1 protein-coding gene is annotated in these 392 nt (G+C 52.8%); it reads left to right on the top strand.

Annotated elements, in window-relative coordinates:
• Positions 1–14: 14 nt before the first annotated feature.
• Positions 15–392, top strand: a 378-nt coding sequence (locus QP381_RS08575) for a hypothetical protein (RefSeq protein WP_285068514.1), incomplete at its 3' end; no start/stop codon positions are given.

The raw sequence follows: 392 nt of genomic DNA, 5'->3' as shown, positions 1-392 counted from the left end.
GGCTTGTACAAGGCGTGTCAAAGGATCAGGTTGACGCGCGGCTGCGTAATCCTCATTATGTAATTGCGGCTATTGACCAGCCCGCAAACAATCAGACGATCACGTCTAATATGATCCGCCAGCTACAAAAGCCCGCCCGTTCCCTACGGCTAACCGATCTGACGGTCACTAAACCCACCTACGATATTGACTTCCCGGAAATGAACACTCGGTACAAGTCAGTAACCCACGTTGGCGTTTACGTGCCTAACTGGGCTTGCTCCTGCATTGTTGAAATAAACCTATCTGGGGTGAAAATCGGCCTTTACAGGGGTGTCCTAAAAGCAGGTACGCGCGCGTTCCTTACTGACAGGTTCGGCGACGGGCACATCCCCGCCGAGCATATGGGCGAA

It is taken from the genome of Pauljensenia sp. UMB6358, assembly GCF_030216865.1.
Lineage (GTDB): Bacteria > Actinomycetota > Actinomycetes > Actinomycetales > Actinomycetaceae > Pauljensenia > Pauljensenia turicensis_A.
Note: the sequence above shows the minus strand (reverse complement) of the source record. Positions and strands in the feature narration are given on the sequence as shown.